The sequence below is a fragment of the Streptomyces sp. NPDC003077 genome (assembly GCF_040611095.1).
Lineage (GTDB): Bacteria > Actinomycetota > Actinomycetes > Streptomycetales > Streptomycetaceae > Streptomyces.
This window is the reverse complement of the sequence record NZ_JBEXNM010000001.1, coordinates 91,407-107,282: the sequence shown is the minus strand read 5'-3', so window position 1 is coordinate 107,282 and position 15,876 is coordinate 91,407. Positions and strand designations below refer to the sequence as shown.

The 15,876-nt window shown below is 72.2% G+C and carries 12 protein-coding genes; 5 read left to right on the top strand and 7 right to left on the bottom strand.

From position 1 onward, the window contains the following. The first annotated feature begins 815 nt into the window (after positions 1-815). A complete protein-coding gene (locus ABZX96_RS00395; protein ID WP_355535335.1) occupies positions 816-1,319 on the top strand; it encodes a hypothetical protein in 504 nt (167 codons plus the stop codon). A gap of 180 nt (positions 1,320-1,499) precedes the next feature. Here the strand turns inward: ABZX96_RS00395 and ABZX96_RS00390 are convergent, their stop codons facing one another. From ABZX96_RS00390 to ABZX96_RS00380, 3 genes are all read right to left on the bottom strand, one after another. Beyond that, positions 1,500-2,933 carry an MFS transporter gene (locus tag ABZX96_RS00390; RefSeq protein WP_355535848.1) on the bottom strand — a complete coding sequence of 478 codons (1,434 nt, stop codon included), beginning with the start codon at positions 2,931-2,933 and terminating at the stop codon, positions 1,500-1,502. Positions 2,934-3,205: 272 nt separating this feature from the next. Beyond that, complete coding sequence (locus ABZX96_RS00385) at positions 3,206-3,793, bottom strand: TetR/AcrR family transcriptional regulator (RefSeq protein ID WP_355535332.1); 588 nt, start codon at positions 3,791-3,793, stop codon at positions 3,206-3,208. A gap of 295 nt (positions 3,794-4,088) precedes the next feature. Further along, the gene (locus tag ABZX96_RS00380; protein WP_355535845.1) at positions 4,089-4,532 is read right to left on the bottom strand and encodes a pyridoxamine 5'-phosphate oxidase family protein; all 444 of its coding nucleotides are present in this window, start codon (positions 4,530-4,532) and stop codon (positions 4,089-4,091) included. Positions 4,533-4,972: 440 nt separating this feature from the next. Here ABZX96_RS00380 and ABZX96_RS00375 point away from each other — a divergent pair, with 440 nt between their 5' ends. Together ABZX96_RS00375 and ABZX96_RS00370 are read left to right on the top strand one after the other, a co-directional pair. Next, positions 4,973-6,022, top strand: coding sequence for a questin oxidase family protein (locus tag ABZX96_RS00375; protein WP_355535329.1), 1,050 nt, complete (start codon positions 4,973-4,975; stop codon positions 6,020-6,022). 287 nt (positions 6,023-6,309) lie between these two features. Then, positions 6,310-6,825: a MarR family transcriptional regulator gene (locus ABZX96_RS00370; RefSeq protein ID WP_355535326.1), complete on the top strand. Its 516-nt coding sequence runs from the start codon at positions 6,310-6,312 to the stop codon at positions 6,823-6,825. Between the two features lie 401 nt (positions 6,826-7,226). Here ABZX96_RS00370 and ABZX96_RS00365 read toward each other — a convergent pair whose 3' ends face one another. Together ABZX96_RS00365 and ABZX96_RS00360 are read right to left on the bottom strand one after the other, a co-directional pair. Continuing rightward, positions 7,227-8,744 (bottom strand): MFS transporter, encoded by a 1,518-nt coding sequence (locus ABZX96_RS00365; protein WP_355535323.1) that lies wholly within the window; start codon positions 8,742-8,744, stop codon positions 7,227-7,229. A gap of 595 nt (positions 8,745-9,339) precedes the next feature. After that, positions 9,340-9,990 (bottom strand): TetR/AcrR family transcriptional regulator, encoded by a 651-nt coding sequence (locus ABZX96_RS00360; RefSeq protein ID WP_355535320.1) that lies wholly within the window; start codon positions 9,988-9,990, stop codon positions 9,340-9,342. A gap of 499 nt (positions 9,991-10,489) precedes the next feature. On the opposite strand from ABZX96_RS00360, the gene ABZX96_RS00355 reads away from it, so the two are divergent. Next, on the top strand, positions 10,490-11,908 hold the full coding sequence (locus tag ABZX96_RS00355; protein ID WP_355535317.1) for a M6 family metalloprotease domain-containing protein: 1,419 nt from the start codon (positions 10,490-10,492) through the stop codon (positions 11,906-11,908). Between the two features lie 9 nt (positions 11,909-11,917). Then, on the top strand, positions 11,918-12,205 hold the full coding sequence (locus tag ABZX96_RS00350) for a hypothetical protein (RefSeq protein WP_355535314.1): 288 nt from the start codon (positions 11,918-11,920) through the stop codon (positions 12,203-12,205). Positions 12,206-12,276: 71 nt separating this feature from the next. Here ABZX96_RS00350 and ABZX96_RS00345 read toward each other — a convergent pair whose 3' ends face one another. Beyond that, on the bottom strand, positions 12,277-12,543 hold the full coding sequence (locus tag ABZX96_RS00345; protein WP_355535311.1) for an MbtH family protein: 267 nt from the start codon (positions 12,541-12,543) through the stop codon (positions 12,277-12,279). A gap of 525 nt (positions 12,544-13,068) precedes the next feature. Next, a complete protein-coding gene (locus ABZX96_RS00340; protein ID WP_355535308.1) occupies positions 13,069-15,870 on the bottom strand; it encodes an ABC transporter permease in 2,802 nt (933 codons plus the stop codon). Positions 15,871-15,876 lie beyond the last annotated feature (6 nt).

Sequence of the window (15,876 nt, the reverse complement as noted above, 5' to 3'; positions counted from 1 at the left end):
TGCCCTCCGCGTCCCTCATAGCGTCCTTCACCCCCGTTCCCGTACGTCACTCCTGACGAGCCCATTCCCGGCCCGCGACCGCCGGCCCGCGCCGGTGATGCGCCGGATCCGCGGCGGCCCCGCACCGACCCCTCACCGACCCTGTTGCGGATCTTGGCTCGGAACATCGTCTGTTCCGCGCCCGGCCCGCACCTGTCCCGGACCGGCCGGACCGGCCGCGCGCAGGCTCCGTTCCGGCCCGTCGTGCGCGGGGCCGGGGCCTGGTCGTACTCGTAACGCGCCCGGCTCCGGGCCTGTCGTACGGCCGTGACGCCCGCACGGCCGTCCGCGGCCCCTCGGCCGCGCTTCCGACGGTGAAGACGGCTGAGGGGCTGTTCTGGTTGCTCGTAGGGCGGCGGGCGGCGGTGTACGGGCCGGGGCCAGGGCGTCTCGGGTCGGTCGGGGCGGGGCTGCGGGCTTCGGTTCCGCGCGGGGCGGGCCGGTGGCTCCGGTTGCCGGGAGCTGTGGGTGGGTGTCGGGTGAAGGGGGGCGTGCCCTCCTTGGGGGACGCGGCTCTCCTTGGGACGCGGCTCTCCTTGGGGACGCGGCCCGCCATGGGGACGCGGCCTGGATACGGAGTGCGCTCCGGGCGCGTTTCAGGGTCCGGCTCGGATTGCGGTCCGGGCGCGTTTCAGGGTCCGGCTCGGATTGCGGTCCGGGCGTGGATTGCGGTCCGGGGCGAGCGGGCTACTCGTAAGGAGGAGCCCGTCGGAAGCACCCCGCGGGTACCCCGTAAAGAGAAAGCGGAGCACAGGGGGACAGAAGAGGAGTCCGCCATGCAGACATCACCTCGCCGGCACGCCGCCGACCGCGGCGCCACCGCGGCCACCGCGCCCAACCGCCCGCGCAGCATGACCACCGCCGCCGGACTCGTGGCGACGGCGGCGTTCGTCTACGGCGCCTACATGATCTTCGTCGACCGCACGAGTGGCGACTCGCTCGGCCGGGCGGGGATCCTCGGGCTGATCTCCTTCGTCGTCAGCCTCGCCCTGGGGCTGCTCGTGATCGGCGTCCAGCGGTTTCTGATCAACGAGCAGCGGGCGCTGCTGTACGGGGCCGTGTTCGGCGTGACCACGGGCTTCATGTACAGCGTGACGGGGCCGTCCATCCTGCGTTGCATGGCCGTGGGGGCCATGCTGGGCGCCGCGATGTTCGTGGTGTCCCTGTACCTCTTCCGCAACCTGCGGGTCCCCGAGCCCCACACCCGCCGTTGGACCCGCCGCGCCAACCAGCGGACGCCGGTGGTCCGGGGCCGGGGCCACATGCCCGCGGCCTTCTGATGGCGGGGGCGTCGAGGAATCACCTTGAGTCGGGGCGCGCCACCTTGGGTCGAGACGCCTTGCCACCTTGAGCCGAGGCGCCTTGAAGGAGCCTCGGGGCTATGGGCCTCGGGCTCCTTCAAGGTCCTCCGCCTCCCCCTGATGGCCGTCCGACGACTCCTAACGGGTGCCCGACAGCTCCTAACGGGTGCCCGACGGCTCCTGATGGGTGCCCGACGACTCGTGATGGGTGCCCGACAGCTCCTGATGGCCGTCCGGTGGCGACGTAGTGGCCGGTCGTGGCAGCTTGGCCGCCAGTAGGGCGCCGGCGAGGGCAACGGCCCCGAGCACCGCCAGCGTGGGCCCCATCCCGGCGACGAAGGACGCGCTCGCCCAGCGCGCCCCGTCGCCCCGTGGACCGTTGGCGACGGAATCGTGTGTCATGAGGGCCATCAGCATGGTCGCCGCGGCGACGCCCAGCGTCGGACCGATGTTCATGGCGGTCTGCTGGAGACCGCCGGCCACACCGGCGTTCTCGGCGGACACGTGGCGCACGACAACGGCCGTCGCGGTGACCATGACCGCACCGAAACCGCCACCCAACAAGAAGAAACACCCGCTGATCACCACTGAGGACGAGGCCTCGTCGAGCCGGGAGAAGAGCGCGACGCCGAGGACGACGAGCAGCGCCCCGCCTGCGGCCGTCCGGCGGGGGCCGTACCGGCGCAGCAGTACGGCGGAGACCGGCGCGCCGAGCACCATCATCACGGCCAGGGGCAGCGCCCTCAGACCGCTCTGGAGCGGGTCGAGCCCGAGCACGTCCTGCAAGAAGTAAGTGCCGACGAAGAGGGTCCCGAACATGGCGGCCGAGGCCGACACGAGGAGCCCCAGCGCCGAGAGAACGGTCGCCGACCGTAGTACGTCCGCCGGTACGAGCGGGTGAGCGGCGCGGCGGATGTGCCGCGCGAACGCGGCCCCGCAGGCAACCGAGGCGGCCAGCCCGAACGCGCTCGCCACCGTCCAGCCCTCCCCCGACATCCCGGTCAGCGTGTGGACCACGCACACCAGGGCCGCCGCGAGGAGGCCCGCGCCGGGCAGGTCCAGCCGGACGGACGCGACCGGCCCGCGCACCGGGCCCCGTACGACCAGCGCGGCCACGCCGATCAGCAGTGCCGGTGCGACGTTGAGGAAGAAGACGGCGCGCCAGCCGAGGTGGGCGGCGAGCGCCCCGCCCACCACCGGGCCGGCGGCAGCCGCCAAGCCGATGGCGCTGGTGCGCAGGGCGATGGGCATGCCGAGCCGGTCGGGCGGATACGCGGCACGCAGCATTCCGAGGGTGGCCGGTTGCAGCAAGGCGCCGAACACCCCTTGGGCGACGCGCAGACCGATCACCCAGCCGACGCCGGGCGCGAACCCGATCCCCGCCGAGGTGGCGCCGAAGCCGAGGATGCCGAGGGCGAAGACCCGCTGGTGGCCGTACCGGTCGCCGAGGCGCCCCGCGAAGACGAGCAGGCTCGCCACGGCGATGAGATAACCCGTACTCGTCCACTGGACCTGCACGAACGTGGCGTTCAGGTCCCGCTGCAGGGTGGGTTGCGCGACGGTCAGCACGGTGCCGTCCAGGGCGACGATCACCGCTCCGACGATGCTGCTGACGAGCGTGAGTAAGCGGTGGTGGCGGCTGACGGGGGCGGGTGCTGGGTCGTCACCGTTGTTGGGCGGGGAGGGTGGGGAGAGTGGGGAGAGTTCGGTTGTCGCGGTGGACGCGGCCGAGGAGGGCTTGGCCGCGGGGAAAGGCGGCGGGGTCGGGGAGGCCGCCGAGCGCGGCGGAGGCGCGGACTCGTCACCGTCGGGTGCGGGGACTTCGAGCTGACGGCTGCCGAGCCCGGAGGGGCGGGGATCGCCGTTCACCGTTTCTCCGGGCCGAGGTGCGCGTCCAGTGCGGCGCGCAGCAGCGGTTCGACGTCGTCGGTCTGCGCCGCCAGTTGGAGGCTGCCCCAGCCCCACAACTGGGCGATGCCGTGCAGGTTCGCCCACAGGGCGCCCGCCACCACCGAGGGCGTCACGTCCCGCTGCGGCCGGGCCCGGGCAACCAGGTCGACGACAATGTTGAACAGCGGCAGCGTCGTCTCGCGCAACCCGAGGTGATTGCTCTCCAGCAGGTCGTGCCGGAACATCAGCTCGAACATGCCACGGCGGTCCCGCGCGAAGCCGAGGTAGACCCGGCTGACGGCCATGAGCTGCGCCCTGGGGCCGGCTCCCTGCTCCTTGCCGAGCGCGTCGGCGACTTGAGCGGTCAGGTCGCCGAACCCCCTGCCCGCGATGGCGGACAGCAGGGAGAGGTGGGTCGGGAAGTGGCGCCGCGGCGCTCCGTGGGAGACCCCCGCCCTACGGGCGATCTCCCGCAGGGCCAGCGCCTGGATCCCTTCCTGCTCCAGCAGGTCGACACCCGCATCGATCAGTCGAGTACGCAGATCGGCTTCTTGGTCGGTCATAGACACTGTCTACCAGGTGGGCGTAGACAGTGTCTACCGGTCGCGACCACTGCGCATGTGGACGAGTAGGCACTGTCTACTGTTTCGGGTAGACGCTGTCTACGCTCCGTGAGCGGAGGAACCGGCCGGACGAGTAGACGCCGTCTACGCTGAACGGTAGACAGTGTTCTACCGGTTCGCGATAGACGTTGCCTACGGCCGCGAGGAGAGGCACCGGCCGGGCAAGTAGACACCGTCTACCTCGAACGGTAGACAGCGTCTACAACCACCCCCAGCTCAGCCGCCCTAAACCGGCTCAGCCCTCCTCGACCGGCTCAGCCCCGTTCCCCCGGCGCAAGGTGCGGACGGGAGTGCCAGGGCGCCAGCTTTCGATGACGATGTGCGGGTCGTCGACGTACACCCGCACCACTTCCGTCACCTCGGCCCGGAAGAGGTGGAACGGCTCGGGCGGACGGGCCGTCGCCGTGTACCGGGTGATCACCTCCGGGTCGGTGATCTCCACGGCGCGGCCGGTGACGCGCACGTCGCCGCCCGCCATCTCCGCGTCCGGTCCGGGGTTGCCGTGCAAGGCGAAACGTGGGTCGCGGTGCAAGTCCTGCGCCTTGCGTGAGTTGACCATCATGCCGAGCCACAGTTCACCGAAGCGGAAGTCCGCCTCCAGCCCGCTCAGTCGCGGTGACCCGTCCTTCCGCAGCGTTCCGAGGACGTGGTGCCGATACGCGCCGAACCGTTCCTCCACCCGGCGCGCCAACTCGGGGGCCGCGACACGGAAGTCCTCCCACCGGACGCCCCCTGCGGCAGCCTCAGCCACATCCGGCACCTCGGCCACGTCCGACACCTGCACCGCCTGCACCGCCTCCCCCACCTGCACCGCCTGCACCGTCGGCTCCCGCGTCGTCGACTCCTGCGCCGCGTTCTTGCTCTCGCTCGTCGCCATGAGCCCAGAATGGAACCGATAGACGACACCTCCTGTCGGGATTCCACACTGGTTCCCGGCCCTCGGCCCTCGGTCCCGGCAGCCGGCGCCCCGGCCCTCAGCTCCAGCCCCGGCGGCCCCACTCCCGCCCAGCGCCCCTCCCCCTCGGTCTTCAGTCCTCCTCCACCCCCATCGGCCGTACGACCAGCGGTGTAGGGCCCAGGCCCGTTACGCCCCAACCGCCCCCGCCCTAGCCTCGGGTCATGGACATCACGAGTGGAACCCTCGACGAAGCGTTGGAGCGTTTGCACACGTCCGGCCCCGAATTCCAGGGGTTTCTGAGCAACCACGGCCCCATGGCCGTCGAGGCCCTGGTCCGGCACGGCCAGGCCCGGACCGTGCACCGCTGGCTCGACCGGTACGAGACCAAGCTGGAAGACGTCCCGAGCCCGCAGGCCCGCATCACGGACGAGAACTGGCACGAGGCCCTGGGCGACCGAAACCGGGTCACCGACTGGACCACCTACTTCACGCACGCGATCGCCGAGCGTCCCTGGCGTGAGGTGCTGGCCGAATGGTGGCCGCGGCTGCTGCCGGGCATCGCGGGGGCGGCGACGCACCCGGTCATCCGCGTCGGTCACGCCGTTCGCACCCTCCTGGAGGAGGGCGAGGAGGCGCCGCGCGTCGCGGAGCTCGCGCACGCCATCGGCTACTGGGCCGCCCGCCACACCACCCTCCCGGTGTCCGTGAGCCCCAGGGGCGCCGCCTCCCCCGACGCGGCGCTGGCCGCGCTGCCGCGCGTCCCCGACCAGCAGGGCGGGGTGCTCGCCAGAGTGGCGCAGCTCCCCGACACGGCGGGCTGGCAGGAGGCCGCCGACGCGCTGAACGGTCCGGACGATCCGGAGGCCGCGCGCGACCAGCTCACGGCGCTGGTCCGGGCCACGGTCCACCGTTATGTGGGGTACGGCCACGGCCACGGGGTGCTGCTCGTCCATTCGGCCACGGCGCCCAACGCCGTCCTGCGCACGCTGCCCGCCCTGCCGCGCGAGCTGTGGGTACCGTCGCTCACCGCGGCGTGGACGGCCAGCGCGGCCCTCGTCGCCGCCTTCTCCCCGGCGGAGGCGCAGCCGTCGCCGGACACGGGGTCGCTCACCCCGGAGGAGGTCTTCGAGCGGGCCGCCGCACACGGCGACGAGCACGTCATCAAGCTGACGGACACCGCGCTGGACGTGGCGTCCTGGACGGAGGACGGGGACGACCGGGCGCTCGCCGCCGGCCTGCGCTCGACGGAGCTGATCCCGTCCGAATTCTGATCTCCCCCTCGGGAGGTGCCGGCGGTCCCGGGCCCGTGCGGGGGCCCGGGACCGCGCACTACCGCGCGCCTGGGCCCGTCACTGTTCGTCCGCACGCACCACTTTCCGTGCGGGCACCCCACCGTCCGTCCGCTCACCACTTTCTGTGCGCGCACCCCACCGTCCGTCCGCGTACGTCACCATTTGTGTGCGTCATCTTCCGTACGCGTCACCATCCGTGTGTGCGAGAACGCAGCGAGCTTCTTACGAGTGCAAGAAAACCGGCGACTGATGGGACAGTGGATGGCATGAGCAACGAATTCGCCGGTGAGTCGTGCGAGCTGGGCGAACCGCGCTGGCTCACCGACCGGGAGCAGCGCGCCTGGCTGGCCTACATGCAGGCCACCATGCTTCTGGAGGACCATTTGGACCGCCAGTTGCAGCGTGACGCCGGTATGCCGCATCTCTATTACGGGCTGCTGGTCCTGCTCTCCCGCGCCCCCCGGCGCCGGATGCGGATGACCGTGCTGGCCGAACAGGCCAAGATCACCCGGTCCCGTCTCTCCCACGCCATCGCCCGCTTGGAGAAGAACGGCTGGGTCCGCCGCGAGGAATGCTCGTCCGACAAGCGCGGCCAGAACGCCATCCTGACCGACGACGGGATGCGCATCCTGGAGAAGGCCGCGCCCGGCCACGTCGCCGCCGTACGGGGCGCCCTCTTCGACCGGCTCACGGACGAACAGGTCGATCAACTGGCCACGATCTGCCAAGTCATGGCCGAGGGCCTGCAGCCGAAGGGTGCCGACCTTCCCTGGCTCCGGTGAGAGCAACCGCGCGGCGAAAGCCCGGAGAGACCTGCCTGCGAAAGACCGGAAAGACCGGAGCGAGCGGACAGCGCGGCCGTTGACGCCCGATCGTCGACATTTCGTCGGCTCGTCACCCCACCCGGGACTCGTCACCCCGCCCGGGAAGCCGATCGGCGACAAACGCACTCGGACGCGGCCGACGCGACGAGGCCCTCAGGGGCGGCCGATCCCTCAGCACACGCAGTGGTCCCCAGCGGCTCGCGCCACCGGGGACCACATTCCGTACGAGGACGGGACCACGCTCCCTTAAGAGGAGACGGGACCACGCTCCCTTAAGAAGACCGGCGTCCCCCAGGTCCGCCGGTAAGAGCGCGCCCCCTACAGGGCCGCCCTTGCCGGTCCCGGCAGTCGCCGCCTCGTCAGTGCGCCATCACCGGCACCTTGATCTCCTCGGCCGCGTCCTCGCCGTCGCCGGAGCTCGCGGCGGTCCGGCCGCCGCCCTGGTGCCCGGTCGTGATGAAGGTGAACGCGATCAGCGCGGACAGCAGGAGGATGCCGACCGCCCACCAGATGGCGGTGGTGTAGCCGTGCACCAGCGACTGGAGCTTGAGGGCGTCCAGGGAGCGGGCACCGGCCGCGTGCGAGGTGGCGTACGCGGTGGTGGCGCTGGCCGCGATGGTGTTCAGCAGGGCGGTGCCGATCGCGCCGCCCACCTGCTGCGAGGTGTTGATCATGGCGGACGCGACGCCGGCGTCCTGCGGCTGGACGCCGTGCGTGGCCAGGGACATGGCCGGCATGAACGCCGTACCCATACCGAGCCCGAGGAGCAGGAAGGCGGGCAGGATCAGCGCCGGGTAGGAGGTGTCCAGGTCGATCTGCGTCAGCATCAGCATGGCGCCGGCGGCGACCACGAAGCCGGGGGCCATCAGCAGGCGGGGCCGCACGCGGGTCATCAGCCGGGCGCCGATCTGGGTCGAGCCGGTGATCATGCCTGCGGTCATCGGGAGGAAGGCCAGACCGGTCGTGACCGGGGTGTAGCCCTTGACGACCTGAAGGTAGTAGGTCAGGAACAGGAAGAGACCGAACATGCCGATCACGGCCAGCCCCAGCGAGGCGTAGACACCGCCCCGGTTCCGGTCGGTGATCACGCGCAGCGGCAGCAGCGGGGACTTCACCTTGCTCTCGACCAGGACGAACGCGCCGAGCAGCACCACCGTCGCCACGAACAGGCCGATGGTCATGCCGGCCCCCCAACCGTCCGTCTCCGCACGGGTGAACCCGTACACCAACGCGACCAGGCCCAGGGTGGCCAGGATGACGCCGGGGATGTCCAGCCGCGCGGGGTTGCGGCTCTCCGCGGGCTCACGAATGACGAAGATCGCGCCGGCCGCCGCGATCACCGCGAACGGGATGTTGACGAAGAAGGTCCAGCGCCAGTTCATGTACTCGGTCAGCACGCCGCCGAGGACCAGGCCCACGGCACCGCCACCGCCGGCGATGGCGCCGAAGACGCCGAACGCCTTCGCCCGCTCCCGGGCCTCGGTGAAGGTCACCGCGAGGAGCGACAGCGCGGAGGGCGCCAGCAGCGCGCCGAAGACGCCCTGGAGGGCACGGGCGCCGAGCAGAATGCCCTGATTGGCGGCGGCACCACCGAGCGCTGAAGCGAGCGCGAAGCCGATCAGTCCGATCAGGAACGTGCGCTTACGGCCCCAAAGGTCGGCGATCCGGCCACCGAAGAGCAGCAGACCACCGAAGGCGAGGGCGTACGCGGTGATCACCCATTGCCGGTTGGTGTCGGAGATGCCGAGATCGGCCTGGGCGGAGGGCAGCGCGATATTCACGATCGTCGCGTCGAGGACGACCATCAACTGCGCCAGCGCGATGAATATGAGCGCTTTCCAGCGCCGTGGGTCGACGTACTTGGCCGTTTCAGGCATGGGGGAAGCCACCTAGGGGGAGCGAAGAGCGAACAGCTGGGAAATCGGACGTGCGGGAAGAAGGCGAAGCGGGAAGCCGCCCGCGAAAGACGACAGCGGACAGCCACGCCGACGGGCGAACGGTTACGACAGCGGACAACTACGGCGGGCACTCGGCCGTCGACGTGCGTGACACGCATGACGTACATGCCATACATGACGCGCATATCGACGGCGTGCGCATCCGACGCGGAAACAACGGGGCACGACGTTGTGCCACCGCCGGAAAGCGCCGAACCGGAAAGCGCCGAACCGGAAACCACCGAACCGGGAACCACCGGTTCGGCAACCACCGATCCGGAAAGCGCCGGTCCGGGGTCACCGATCCGGCCGAGCGCCGATCCGGAGAAGCGGGACGGTAAGGAGGGAAAGCGGAGTCAATACAGGGCGGACAAGGGACGTATGTGGTTGTGTGCACGGCGCGCCCGGCGTTTCCCCGCGCGGCACCATGCCGTATCTCAGGCGGCGTACGGGAGTTCCCCGCACGCCACCCCGCGTTCACCGCACCCGCGTTCGCGCGGCACGGTAATGCGCGCGACGCGTAATCCGGGTGGCGTCACGCGTGGTGTTTCAGGTCTTGCAAGGTCACCGCGGCACCTGGGAGTTCGGACCGCGCGGGCGCCTGCAACCCGTCCAGGAAGAGCTGCAGATGCCGGTGGACGAACCTGTCGAAGTCGGCGCACCCGCTCCCCGGCAACGGCCGGGTGAGCTGCGAGAGCGCGACCATCAGGTCACCGACGGCGACATCGGGCCGCAGCCGGCCGCCGGCGTGCGCCGCGTCCATCAAAGCGGCGACGGCCCTTTCCAAACGCTCCCGGGCGTCCCGCAGTTCCGGATGGTCGAAAGACACCTCGTCCGTCAGCAACGGGCACAACGCGCCGACCCGTTCCTCCACCGCGGCATGGGCGAAACGCCTCAGCGCCTGGAAAGCGTCGGGCTCCTCGGCGAGGACGGTTTCGGCCTGATCCGCGATTCGGGTCATGACGGACAGAGTGATGTGGTGGATCAACTCCGAACGGTCCGCGAAGTGACGGTAAAGCGTCGCATTGCCGACGCCCGCCCGTCGAGCGATTTCTTCGAACGCGACCTCGGGCCCGTACACGACCATCGCTTCACGCGCCGCCGTGACAATCCGCTCCCTGTTGCGCACGGCGTCGGCACGCAGCCGGTGCTGGGGCCGGACGGCCTTCGCGTCGGTGGCGGTCATAACGGGGCGCTCCTCTCTGGTCCTTCTGGTCCGGGCTTTCGGCCGGGGTCGTCGATCCGTCCATCCCTGACCACCCGTGGGGTCAGGGACAGCGATCGGAGTCGATCCACCGATCCGCCATCCACCGATCCGCCGATCCGTCGGCCCGTCGATCCACGGGATCGGGGGTCGGGGTCGGAATCGGGTCGGAATCGGGGTCGGAATCGGTATCGACCCATCGGTCTATTCGGTTGTGCTTATGCGCTTGCGTGCTCCGAACAAGCCGGGGAGCGAGTCCCCGTTTCGCTCGGACCTCTGTTGAAACGGGGAGCCGGTCCCCGGCTATTTCCCCGATCGACGTGTCCTGCGTCACAACGCGATGCACTCGGGCCCCACGCGACAGCCCGCCCGGCTTTCTCCCCCGAACCACCCACACGGCCGTCCCCCGCTCGTCCGCCCCGCCGCCCGTATGGTCCAACCCCGCGCGCAAACGATCAGAGAGCGACCCAAGGTGATCACCATGAAGGTGACACCCGCCGCCCTCGCGGCCACCGCAGCCGCCACGGCCGCCCTGGCCGTCACGCTCGTCCTGGACCCCGCGCCCACGCGCGCGTCCGCCGCCGTCCCTTCCCCTTCCGCCGCGCCCCCGGCCGCCGCCATCCCGCTGGGGGCCGCCCCCGTCGCGCAAGTCGGCAAGGGCGGCGTTCCGGCCGCCCCCACCCCGTCGGCAGCCTCTCCCTCGTCCGCGACCCCTGCCTCGTCCGCGTCCCCTGCCTCCGCCGCGCGCCCGTCCGGCCCCTGCGCACTGTCCGGATTGCGCGCGGGCGCGAGCGAGGCGGCGGCCACGCCGAAGGGGTACGCCAGGTCCAGCGGCACGGTGCGGGCCCTGACGCTGCTCATCGACTTCCCGGACGTCCGCGCGCCGCTCACGCCCGAGGCCCGTTACGGCGAGTTCTTCCCGGCCACCGCCGAATTCTTCCGCGCCAGTTCGTACGGCAGGCTCGACTACCGCTCGACACCCCGCCTGAAGTGGATCCGCATGCCCCGGTCGTTCGCCTCCTACGGGATCAAGCGCGGCGCCAGCTTCGTCCCCGGCACCGACACCGGCTACTACGCCTTGTCGCGGGACCTGGTGAGCGCGGTGGACGACGAGGTCGACTTCCGTGACTACGACGTCGTCAACGTCCTGGCCACCCCCAACGCCGGCCCGCCCGCGACCCGTACCGTGCTCTCCGGCAGCTTCAGCGGGGGCAATCTGGGCCTGCGGACGAAGGACGGGGTGCCCCTGAGCAACGTCTCGTTCATGTGGAGCCGCCAGACGGGCGAGAGCGCCTTCCGCGCGCTCAACCACGAGAACGCCCACACCTTCGGCCTGCCCGACCTCTACTTCACCGACGGCCGCAAGGCACCGCCGCCGGTCGGCCACTGGGACCCGATGGACGAGGACTGGGGGCCCGACAACGACTTCCTCGGCTGGCACAAGTGGAAGCTGGGCTGGCTGCGCCCCGGGCAGGTGGAATGCGCGGCGCGCCCCGGTGCCGTCACCGAGCACACCCTCACCCCCACCCGCAGCGCCGACGGCACCAAGATCGTGGTGATTCCGGTGTCCGCCCGCGCCGCCTTCGTTTTGGAGGCACGCGAGCGCGGGCGTCTGGACCCGTCGGTCTGCCGAGCGGGTGTGCTGATCACTTGGGTGCGCACCGACGTCCCCTCGGGGCGCGGCCCGATCCGTACGGTGGACGCCACACCGCGCAGCCGGGGGTGCTACGCCTCGGACGAGAACGTCGACACGGAGCTGAGCGACGCCCAGTTCCTGCCCGGCCAGCGGTTCACGGACCGGGAGAGCGGCGCGGCCGTCACGGTCCTGGGCCGGGACGCGCACGACAACTACCGCGTGCGCGTGCGGGCCGCGCGAGTGCCGGGAAAGCCGAAGGACTGAGCGGGAGGCGTGGCCTTCCGTATCGCCGACGGGGGCGGCTGTCCTGCCCCTGTGCGGGCCGGGCACGGGGCTGGCTGGTCCGCCGGGCCGTTCGGCAACACCGCCGTGCCGTTCGGGATCACCGCCGTGCCCTTCGGCGTCACCGCCGGGCCGTTCGGGATCACCGCCGTGCCCTTCGGCGTCACCGCCGGGCCGTTCGGCATCGCCGCCGGGCCGTTCGGCATCGCTCGCCATCGCCGACGGGAGCTGTTACCGCCGTGCGGGCCGGAGACCAGGGGCCCCGTTTCAGGGCCGTGAAAAAGGTGACGGGGCCGGTCGGCCGGTCACGGGGACCGGCCGATCCGTTGTCGGAAGTGGCCGGTCCGTGATCAGGAGCAGTCGGCCGCCGACCGCGGTGGGTCGATCAACGGTCCGGGTTGATCGTCCAACGCCCGGTCTTGGCCGGCCAGTCGTCGCGGACTCATATCCGTCCAGTTGTCCGTGACGAAGTCCGCGCACGCCACACGCCCCGTCGGCCCGAAGACGACCCGCCATCCGGCCGGCACCTCGGCGAACCCGGGCCACAGCGAGTGACGGCCTTCGTCGTTGACGAGCACCAGGTAGTCGTTCTCGTCGTTCGCGAAGGGATGGGACACCGGGTCGGTGTCGTCGTGAGGGGGCGAGGCCGGGCCGGGCTGGTCGCTCTTCGGCTTCCCCTCGCTCCCTCCCGGCCCCTCGCTCCCCCGCGGCCCTGGCCCCCCGCCCACTCGGACGCCCCGCCCCTCGCCGCCCCGTTCCGCTCGCGATCCCGCGTCGTCCCGCATGCCGGTACCTCCTCGGCCGGTGGCCGCCACCCGATCGCCGCGGCCTCTCTTCGTAGGCCAACGCCCGCCCCGGCCCGACGGACACGTCTCCTGCGGCAAGGCGACGATCCGACGCACCCTCAGGGCCGCGAGCGAACCGGCAATCCCTCAGGACCACCGACGACCCGACGCACCCTCAGGGTCACGAGCGACCCGGCGCCCCCTCAGGTTCACGAACGACCCGGCGCACCCTCAGGACCACGAGCGAACCGGCGCACCCTCAGGACCACGGTCGCCCCAGAGCCCCCTCAGGGACCACCGACAACCCAACGCCCCTCAGGACCCCGACCGGACATCAAGCCCGGCCCCGCCCCCGCATCAGGCCTGGCCCCTCCCCCGCAACACCGCCCTCACCGGCAGCAGATACCCCGCCAGGCCCGTCACCGCCACCACACCCACCACGGCACACACCTGGGCCAACGGCATCCAAGGGGGTGCGCCGATCACGGCCACGGCGAAGGCGGTGAGGGGGAGAAGGGCCGTTACCGTTCCCACCAGCAGCCCGGTCAGGATGACGGTGGTGGCTTCGGCGCACAGCATTCGGCGGAGTTGCCGCCGTCCGGCACCGACCGTCCGGAGGAGGACGAGTTCCGGGCGGCGGCCGACCATGATGAGGGACAGCGTGCTGAGGACGGCGATGACGGTGTACCCACCGATGACGCCCACCGCGAGCACCGTGACGACCTGCCCCAGGCCCTGCCGCTCGTCCCGCGCCCCGTCCCGCAGGTGTCCGGCCGCCGGGTGCGCCACGACCTCGGCACCCGGCGCGACGTCCGCGATCACTCGCTTCACCGCGTCCCGCACCCCTCCGACGTCGGCACCCGGTTGGAGGGCGATCAGTGTTTGGACGGGCCGGGGCACGGCCATATGGGGCGCCAACGCGCCGGGGGCGAAGAGGAAGTCGCCGAGCGCCTGTGCGCGCTCGTAGACAGCGGCCACCTTCAGGGTCGCCTCCACGCCGTCCCCGTACCGCAGCCGGACCCGCGACCCCACCTTCAGGTCGAGCGACTGCGCGCGGTCCCGTCCCACCGCGACCGTGTCCGCCCTCAGGGCGCGCAGGTCGCCCGTCACGGCGCCCGGGTCGAGCGTGCGCGGCAGCGCGGCCGGGTCGGTGGCCAGGACCGGCAGCCGTTCCAGCCTCGGGTCGCCCGCTTCCTTGTCGGCGAGCACGACCGTGCTGCGCAGCACCCCGGAGGCCATCGCCACGCCCGGGACCGCCCGTATGCGGTGCAGCGCCTCCTCGGGGATGCCGGGTCCGGACGCGGAGACCGTCAGCGGCGCGCGGAGCGCCTGCCCGCTCTGCGCGGTGGCATGCCGCTCCGCCGTCGCCCCGGCCGAGAGCTGTACGCCGATGAAGGCGACGACGAGCACGATCGGCGTGATGGCGGCGGCGAGGCCGTGGACGTCGGCCCGCGCGGCGGCAGCCGCCAGGTAGCCGCCGGCTCCGCCCCGTCGGCGTGTGAGGCGGCTGAGGACGTGTACGCCGCCGCGCGCGATCCAGGGGCCGAGCACCGCGCAGGCGATCACCAGGACGAGGACGGCGCTGCTCGCCGCCATGGCCGCCAGTTGACCGGACTGGAGGGCCGCCGTGCCGGACGCGCTGATGCCGAGCGTCAGCAGCACCAGGCCCGTGACGGTCCGGCCGCGTCCCGGCCGCCCCGGCGCCTCGTTCGCCTCGCCCATCGCCCGTGCGGGGCTCACCGAGGCGGCCCGCCGGGCGGTCGCTGCGGCGGCCAGCCGGGCGACCAGCACCGTCAACGCGGCGGTGACGACCGGTGCCGCGAACATCCACACCGGCGACGGCAGCACCAGCCCGTCCGGCACCGCCCCGCCACCCCGCAGCACGCCGGCCAGCAGCCAGTACCCCGGCACCGCCCCCAGCGCACCGCACAGCGCCGCCACGGCGGCCACCCGTACGCTCTCCCGGCCCACCATGGACCGCACCTGCCGCGGCGTGGCGCCCACCGCCCGCAGCAGCGCCAGGTCCCGGGCACGCTGCCGGGTCGCCTGCGCGACCGTGGAGGCCACCACGAGCCCGGCCACCATGACGACGACCCCGATCAGCGAGCCCAGCACCTCCAACAGGTCGCTGCGGCCGGGCGTCGCCTCCAGGAACTCCGGTTCGCCGCGCCCGTTCCCGGTCAGCACGCGCAGGGTGGTGTTGTCCTCCTCGCTGCGGTGCTCCGCAGCGACGCTGCGGACCGGACGGTCGCCGTCCAGCGCCGCGCGCAGCCGCGGGTAGAGCTCGTCGTCGGAGACGCCGGGGGCGGCGAGCACGCCGATGGCGTCCACGGTGTCGGGGTGCCCCGCCAGGTGCCGGGCCCGCTGGTCGCTGAAGAACACCGCTTCTTGGTGCGCCAGTCCTTCGCCGGGGGCCTGACCATCCGGAGCGCCGGCCCTGCCTTCAGAAGAACCACCCCGCCCTTCAGGAGCGCCGTCCTCCCCTACTGGAGCGGCATCCTGCCCTTCCGGAGCGGCGATCCCGGACACGCGGTACGTCTCCGGGACGCCCGACGCCCGTACCCGTACCGCGTCCCCGACCCGGACGCCGAGACGCGCGGCCGTCCCGCCGTCGAGGACCACGTCACCGGGACCACTCGGCGCGCGCCCGGCCCGCAGGGTGAAGGGCGCCAGCGCGGCGGCGGACCAGGGGTGGCCGTAGGTGGGCCGAGCCTCGTCCGAAGCGGCCTCGGCGCCCGTCCCCACCGCCGGGCCCTTCCCCAGCTCCACCGGGAACGCGTCATCCGCCACGGCCGCCCGTACCCCGGGCACCGCCTCGATCCGGGGCAGTGCCGAACGCGGCACCCGTACCCGCTCGGTGAGCGCGGCGGTCTCCGTACGCGGTTCGGAGCCCCACGGCATGGACGTATGGCGCGTCCGCTGGTCGCCGGCGATCACCGCGGCGGTCGCGGCGTACCGTTCCACCGCCGCGTGCCCGAGCGCCACCGAGGTGACGGCCGTCCCGAAGGCGCCCAGCATCAACGAGGTCAGCGCCAGCGCCGCGAACACCGCCGTCCACGCCTTGCGGTGCAGCCGTATCGACCGCGCGGCCAGGAAACCCGCCACCCGACGGCCGTCAGTGGCCCTCCGGGAGCCCTTCGCCACCGTCACCCTCTTCACCGACAC